This is a genomic window from Brevundimonas sp., assembly GCF_041688735.1.
In the GTDB taxonomy this organism is placed as follows: domain Bacteria; phylum Pseudomonadota; class Alphaproteobacteria; order Caulobacterales; family Caulobacteraceae; genus Brevundimonas.
In genome coordinates, this window is sequence record NZ_JBDNHO010000087.1 from 23,056 (window position 1) to 29,055 (window position 6,000).

Consider the following 6,000-nt stretch of genomic DNA (forward strand, 5'->3'; position numbering starts at 1 on the left):
TGGTCTTGAGCAGCGCGCGTCGGGTGTCGTCCCCTTCGAAAATGGGCGACAGATCGAGCACGGAGAAAGCGGTCATGCATCGCCAGATCGGGTTCATGGGTTGCGATTCAAGACACTCCCGGTTGGCGGAAGCGTCTCCGCCGCGTAAGTTCGCCTGGACATTTCCGGGGGACGTCATGACCATTCTCACTGCCTTCGCCGCTGCCACCGCCATGGCCGTCGCCCCCGTTCAGGCCGCGCCCACCCCCGATCTGGGCGGTGTCTGGGAGGGTCGGATCAGCGTCGGCGGTCAGTCCATCCGCATCGTCTTCAGGGTCGACGCGGCCGGGAACGCCGTCATGGACAGTCCGGATCAAGGGGCCCGGAACATCGCCGTGGATCGCCCGACGATCGAGGGCGGCGTCGTCCGCTTCGTCATCCCCGTCATTCGCGGCCAGTTCGAGGGGACACGGTCGGTCGATGGCCAGACCCTGACCGGCACCCTGTCGCAGGGCGGCTTGACCGTTGCGCTCATCCTGTCGCGCACGGCGGCGACGGCGACCCTCGCCTCCCGTCCCCAGACCCCCGCGCCGCCCTTCCCGTATCGCAGCGAGGAGGTCGTGTTCGACAACGCCGCCGCCCCAGGCGTGCGGCTGGCGGGAACCTTGACCCTGCCCGAAGGGCCGGGGCCGTTCCCCTCCGCCATCCTGATCACCGGCTCGGGACCCCAGGATCGTGATGAGACCATTGAGGGGCACAAGGCCTTCGCCATCTGGGCGGACGCCCTGACCCGTCGCGGCGTGGCGGTGCTGCGCTTCGACGACCGGGGCGTCGCCGCCTCCACCGGAAATTTCGGCGCGGCGGCTGGCGAGGATTTCGCGTCGGACGTAAAGGCCGTGTTCGACGGTCTGGCCGCCCGACCTGACATCGATCCGGCGAGAGTCGGTCTGATCGGCCACAGCGAAGGCGCCACCGTCGCCCACCTGGCGATGGACGACGGCCTCCGAACTGCTTGGCTCGTCACCCTGGCCGGACCCGCAGTCTCCGGCGGTGAGATCATCACGGAGCAGGTCCGGCTCATAGCCCTTGCGTCGGGTGCGCCTTCCGAAGCGATTGAGGTCGCGGTCGCGGCCCAGCGTCAGCTAATGACCGCCGTCGCCGCGAACGCCGATGACGGAGAGGCTGTCCGCCGCGAGGTCGAGGCCGTGCTGCTGGCCAATGGCCAAACGGCAACGCAGGCAACTCAGAACGCGGCCGTGATGTCGGGTGCCTGGTATCGGGGCCTGGTGGCCTACGATCCCGCTGAATCTATCCGGACGATGCGGGTCCCCATGCTGGCCGTCTATGGCGGCAAGGATCTTCAGGTGCCCGCCGACCAGAACGCACCGGTGGTTTCACGGCTCAAGCCGGACGCCGACGTGGTTGTGCTGCCCGGCCTCAATCACCTGTTCCAGCCGGCCGAAACCGGCCTGATGGCGGAATACGGCCAGATCGAAACCACGCTCGATCCGTCGGTCATCCGTACCGTCGTCGACTGGGTCGCGGCGCGCGCCGGGCCCTAGAGCGAAATCTGAGCCTTGATGGACGCAGTCCATCAAGGCTCAGATTTCGCTCTAGATTGATTCTGGACCATTTTTTGGATTCAGGTCGAATCGACCTGAAACAAAAACGGTCTAGCGTTCAGACCGGGTGGGTCGGCTCCGGCTTGACCCCTGACGGCGCCGGCTCCGGGGTGGAAGGCATGTCGGGCAGCGGGATGAATTCGATGTCGTCTTCGACAGGCAGGGCCATGCGGCCTGCCTTCCAGTCGGCCTTGGCCTGATCGATCCGCTCCTGGCTGGAGTGGACGAAATTCCACCAGATGACGCGTGGCCCGACCGGCTCGCCGCCCATGACCATGACGGTCGAGGGCCGCAGGGCCTTCACGGTCGGCTCGGCCGTCGTCTCCAGCACGATCATCTGACCCTCATGGAAGGTTCGGTCGCCGACCTGGATCTCGCCCCTGACGACGTAGAGGGCGCGTTCGGAATAGCCACCCGGTCCCCGGCCGGGAGGCGGCGTGGTGCGGACGCCCTCGTCCAGTTCCCAATGCACATAGAACAGGGGCGATGAGGCCGGGGCCGCCGCCCGCGCGCCATAGGCCTCGCCCGCCACCAGACGCGCGAACAGACCCTGGTTATCGTAGGCGGGCTGGCCATCCTCGCCGTGGTGATGAAAGGACGGATCGACCTCTTCGCTTCCGGTCGGCAGGGCGATCCAGGCCTGCATGCCGTGCATCGGGCCGCCCTGGCTCTGCTTCAGCGGATCGGTGCGTTCGGAGTGGACGATGCCCTTTCCGGCGGTCATCCAATTGACCTCTCCCGGGCGGATGGCCTGGGTCGCGCCGGTGTTGTCCCGGTGCATGATCTCGCCCTCGAACAGATAGGTCAGGGTCGACAGCCCGATGTGCGGATGCGGTCGCACGTTGACGGCTTCGGAGCCCGGCGCGAACGCGGCGGGGCCCATCTGGTCCAGGAAAATGAACGGCCCGACCATGCGCCGCGTGTGGAAGGGCAGGACGCGGCCCACCTCGAACCCGCCCAGATCCTTGCGGCGGGCGTCGATCACCATCTCGATCATGTCGATTCCTTTTTCGGCGGAAGCGGGCGCGACCGCGACTACCCCACGTGCGGCGTCACAATTCCCAGCGGAAGGGTCGTCACATTCTTCACGCCGCGCGTGACGATGTGGCTCTCGCAGTCCGATACGATGCCGAGGCGGAGCAGTTTCTCGCGCAGGAATTTATCGAAGGCGTGCATGTCGGAGGTGATGATTCGCAGCACATAGTCCTCTCGACCGGTGATGGTCGCGCACTGAACGACTTCCGGCCATGCTCCGACGGCGGCTTCGAAGGCGTCGAGGTTTTCTGTCGACGGCAGGCTCAGCTTGACGATGGCATAGACCTCGAAGTCCAGGCCCAGCTTGGCAGCGTTGAGCAGGGTGACCCGCTTGCGGATGAAGCCGGTGTCCTCCAGCCGTTTGATCCGACGCCAGCATGGCGAGGCCGACAGGCCGACGCGATCCGCCACTTCGGCCACAGACAATCCGGCGTCCTGTTGCAGGATGTCCAGAATTCGGGCGTCGACCGGATCGAGTTCATCAGCCAAGGCGTTTCTCCCATGTTTGTTCTGGCGCAATAAAATACCGGCAAACGGGCTAAGGCAAGGTCGAAATCAAGCGAGCCTTGCCCGAGGCGTCGTGCTAATTGCGGCCGTTGAGGAAACGCGGTCGGATCAACCGAACGGCAGGACGAATGAAGAAGCCCAATACCCAGGCCCTTTCGCTGCGCGTGCCCGAACCTTCGGGCCGGCCCGGCGACCCGACCGACTTCAGCCATTTGAAGCTGGACCCCGCCGGTGTGGTGGATCGACCGGAGGTCTCGACCAGGCCGTTCGACATGCGCGACCACGCCTTCCGGCTGGTCCGGGTGCTGGACGATGACGGCAGGGCCGTCGGTCCGTGGAACCCGAAGCTGGACGCCGAGACCCTGCGCCGTGGCCTCAAGGCCATGATCCTGACCCGCGCCTTCGACGACCGGATGCATCGCGCCCACCGTCAGGGCAAGACCAGCTTCTACATGAAATGCACGGGCGAAGAGGCCATCGCCGTGGCCCAGGGGATGATCCTGAGCCGCGAGGACATGGGCTTCCCCACCTATCGCCAGCAGGGCCTTCTGATTGCGCGCGGCTATCCGCTGGCGACCATGATGAACCAGATCTATTCCAACGCCTCCGACCCGATCAAGGGCCGCCAGCTGCCGATCATGTATTCGGCGAAGGACTACGGCTTCTTCACCATCAGCGGTAATCTGGGCACCCAGGTGCCGCAGGCCGTCGGCTGGGCCATGGCCAGCTCCTACAAGGGCGACGACAAGATCGCCATCACCTGGATCGGTGAGGGGGCCACGGCGGAAGGCGACTTCCACAACGCCCTGACCTTCGCATCCGTCTACCGCGCTCCGGTGATCCTCAACATCGTCAACAACCAGTGGGCCATCAGCTCCTTCCAGGGCATCGCCGGCGGGCTCGAGACCACCTTCGCTTCCAAGGCCATCGGCTACGGCCTTCCGGCGCTGCGCGTCGACGGCAATGATTTCCTCGCCGTCTGGGCCGCGACGCAATGGGCGGAGGAACGCGCAAGGTCGAACCAGGGCGCGACCGTGATCGAGCTGTTCACCTATCGCGGCGCTCCGCACTCGACCTCGGACGACCCACTGCGTTACCGTCCGGCGGACGAGGCCGACAAGTGGCCGTTGGGCGACCCGGTCCTGCGTCTGAAACAGCATCTGATCGCGCTCGGCGAATGGTCCGACGACCAGCAGACCGCCGCCGAGGCCGAGGCCGTCGACCAGGTTCGCGCGGCGGGCAAGGAGTCCGAGGCCATCGGCACGCTGGGCCAGTCGCGCGCCTCGGTGAAGACCATGTTCGAGGACGTCTACGCCACCGAGGACTGGCGCATCACCGAACAGCGCCGCGAGGTCGGGGTCTGATCATGAGCGAGCAAGCCACCTTCACCGCCTCCGACCGCACCGACGGCGTCGAGCCGGACATGGTCGACCAGAATAATGCTCCCAGGTCCGAGGCTCCGACCTCTGGCATCGTGCCCATGAACATGATCCAGGCGCTGAACTCGGCCCTGCACGTCAAGATGGCCGAGGACCCGAATGTCCTCAGTTTCGGCGAGGACGCGGGCTATTTCGGCGGCGTCTTCCGCGTCACCGACCAGTTGCAGCAGAAGCACGGCCTGACCCGCAGCTTCGACACCCCGATCAGCGAATGCGGCATCGTCGCCGCCGCCATCGGCATGGGGGCCTATGGCCTGCGTCCCGTCGTCGAGATCCAGTTCGCCGACTACATCTATCCCGCCTACGACCAGATCGTCTCCGAAGCGGCAAAGATCCGCTACCGCTCGGCCGGCCAGTTCACCTCGCCTATCGTGGTGCGGTCGCCCTATGGTGGCGGCATCTTCGGCGGCCAGACCCACTCACAGAGCCCCGAAAGCCTGTTCACCCATATCGCCGGCCTCAAGGTCGTCATCCCGTCCAACCCCTATGACGCCAAGGGCCTGCTGACCGCGGCGATCGAGGACGACGATCCGGTCATCTTCTTCGAGCCCAAACGCCTCTACAACGGCCCCTTCGACGGCTGGCACCAGAACCCGGTCTCGCCGTGGAAGGCCCAGGCGCTGGCCCAAGTCCCGACCGGCAAATATATCGAGCCGATCGGCAAGGCGCGGATCATGCGCGAGGGCAGTGACGTCACCATCCTCTGCTACGGCACCATGGTCTGGGTCTCGCTGGCCGGAGCCGAACACGCCGGCGTCGACGCCGAGGTCATCGACCTGCGCACTCTCGTTCCGCTGGACATCGAGACGATCGAGGCCAGCGTGAAAAAGACCGGCCGTTGCGTCATCGTCCACGAGGCGCCGAAAACGTCCGGGTTCGGAGGCGAGCTCTCGGCCCTGGTGCAGGAGCGCTGCTTCTATCACCTCGAGGCCCCCATCGCCCGCGTCACCGGCTGGGACACCCCCTATCCGCATGCCTTCGAATGGGAGTATTTCCCGGGCCCCGAACGGGTCGCCACGGCCCTGAAGGCCGTCATGACCGGCCAGATTCAGGGAGGGCGCTGAGATGGGTCGCTACGTCTTCAAACTGCCCGACGTGGGCGAAGGCACCGCCGAGGCTGAGCTGGTTGCCTGGCATGTGAAGGTCGGCGACGTGGTCGCCGAGGACCAGATCATCGCCGACATCATGACCGACAAGGCCACGGTCGAACTGACGTCGCCCGTGGCCGGCAAGGTGCTGGCCGCGCATGGCGAACCGGGCCAGCAGCTGGCAGTGGGTTCACCGCTGGTGGAGTTCGAGGTTGAGGGCGCGGGGAATGCGAGCGCGAAAGCGCCCCCCTCCCCGGCTTCGCCGGTACTCCCCCCGCAGGGGGGAGATCGCACCGCCGTCAATCCTCCCCCACCGGGGGAGGTGTCGCC

General features: G+C 66.1%; 6 protein-coding genes. 4 read left to right on the forward strand and 2 right to left on the reverse strand.

Going from position 1 to position 6,000, the window contains the following annotated elements; all coding sequences use genetic code 11:
• The first annotated feature begins 176 nt into the window (after positions 1–176).
• Entirely contained in the window at positions 177–1,541 is a 1,365-nt protein-coding gene (locus ACESMO_RS08995) for an alpha/beta hydrolase family protein (RefSeq protein ID WP_372707824.1), read from the forward strand.
• A gap of 118 nt (positions 1,542–1,659) precedes the next feature.
• Here the strand turns inward: ACESMO_RS08995 and ACESMO_RS09000 are convergent, their stop codons facing one another.
• Complete coding sequence (locus ACESMO_RS09000) at positions 1,660–2,598, reverse strand: pirin family protein (protein ID WP_372707825.1); 939 nt, start codon at positions 2,596–2,598, stop codon at positions 1,660–1,662.
• Between the two features lie 38 nt (positions 2,599–2,636).
• On the reverse strand, positions 2,637–3,125 hold the full coding sequence (locus tag ACESMO_RS09005; RefSeq protein ID WP_372707826.1) for an Lrp/AsnC family transcriptional regulator: 489 nt from the start codon (positions 3,123–3,125) through the stop codon (positions 2,637–2,639).
• 146 nt (positions 3,126–3,271) lie between these two features.
• Here ACESMO_RS09005 and ACESMO_RS09010 point away from each other — a divergent pair, with 146 nt between their 5' ends.
• The 3 genes from ACESMO_RS09010 to ACESMO_RS09020 all read left to right on the forward strand — a co-directional run.
• Entirely contained in the window at positions 3,272–4,507 is a 1,236-nt protein-coding gene (locus tag ACESMO_RS09010) for a thiamine pyrophosphate-dependent enzyme (protein WP_372707827.1), read from the forward strand.
• Positions 4,508–4,566: 59 nt separating this feature from the next.
• The gene (locus tag ACESMO_RS09015) at positions 4,567–5,646 is read left to right on the forward strand and encodes an alpha-ketoacid dehydrogenase subunit beta (protein WP_372707830.1); all 1,080 of its coding nucleotides are present in this window, start codon (positions 4,567–4,569) and stop codon (positions 5,644–5,646) included.
• 1 nt (position 5,647) lies between these two features.
• Positions 5,648–6,000 (forward strand): biotin/lipoyl-containing protein (locus ACESMO_RS09020; RefSeq protein ID WP_372707828.1); only part of this gene is annotated, 353 nt, incomplete at its 3' end.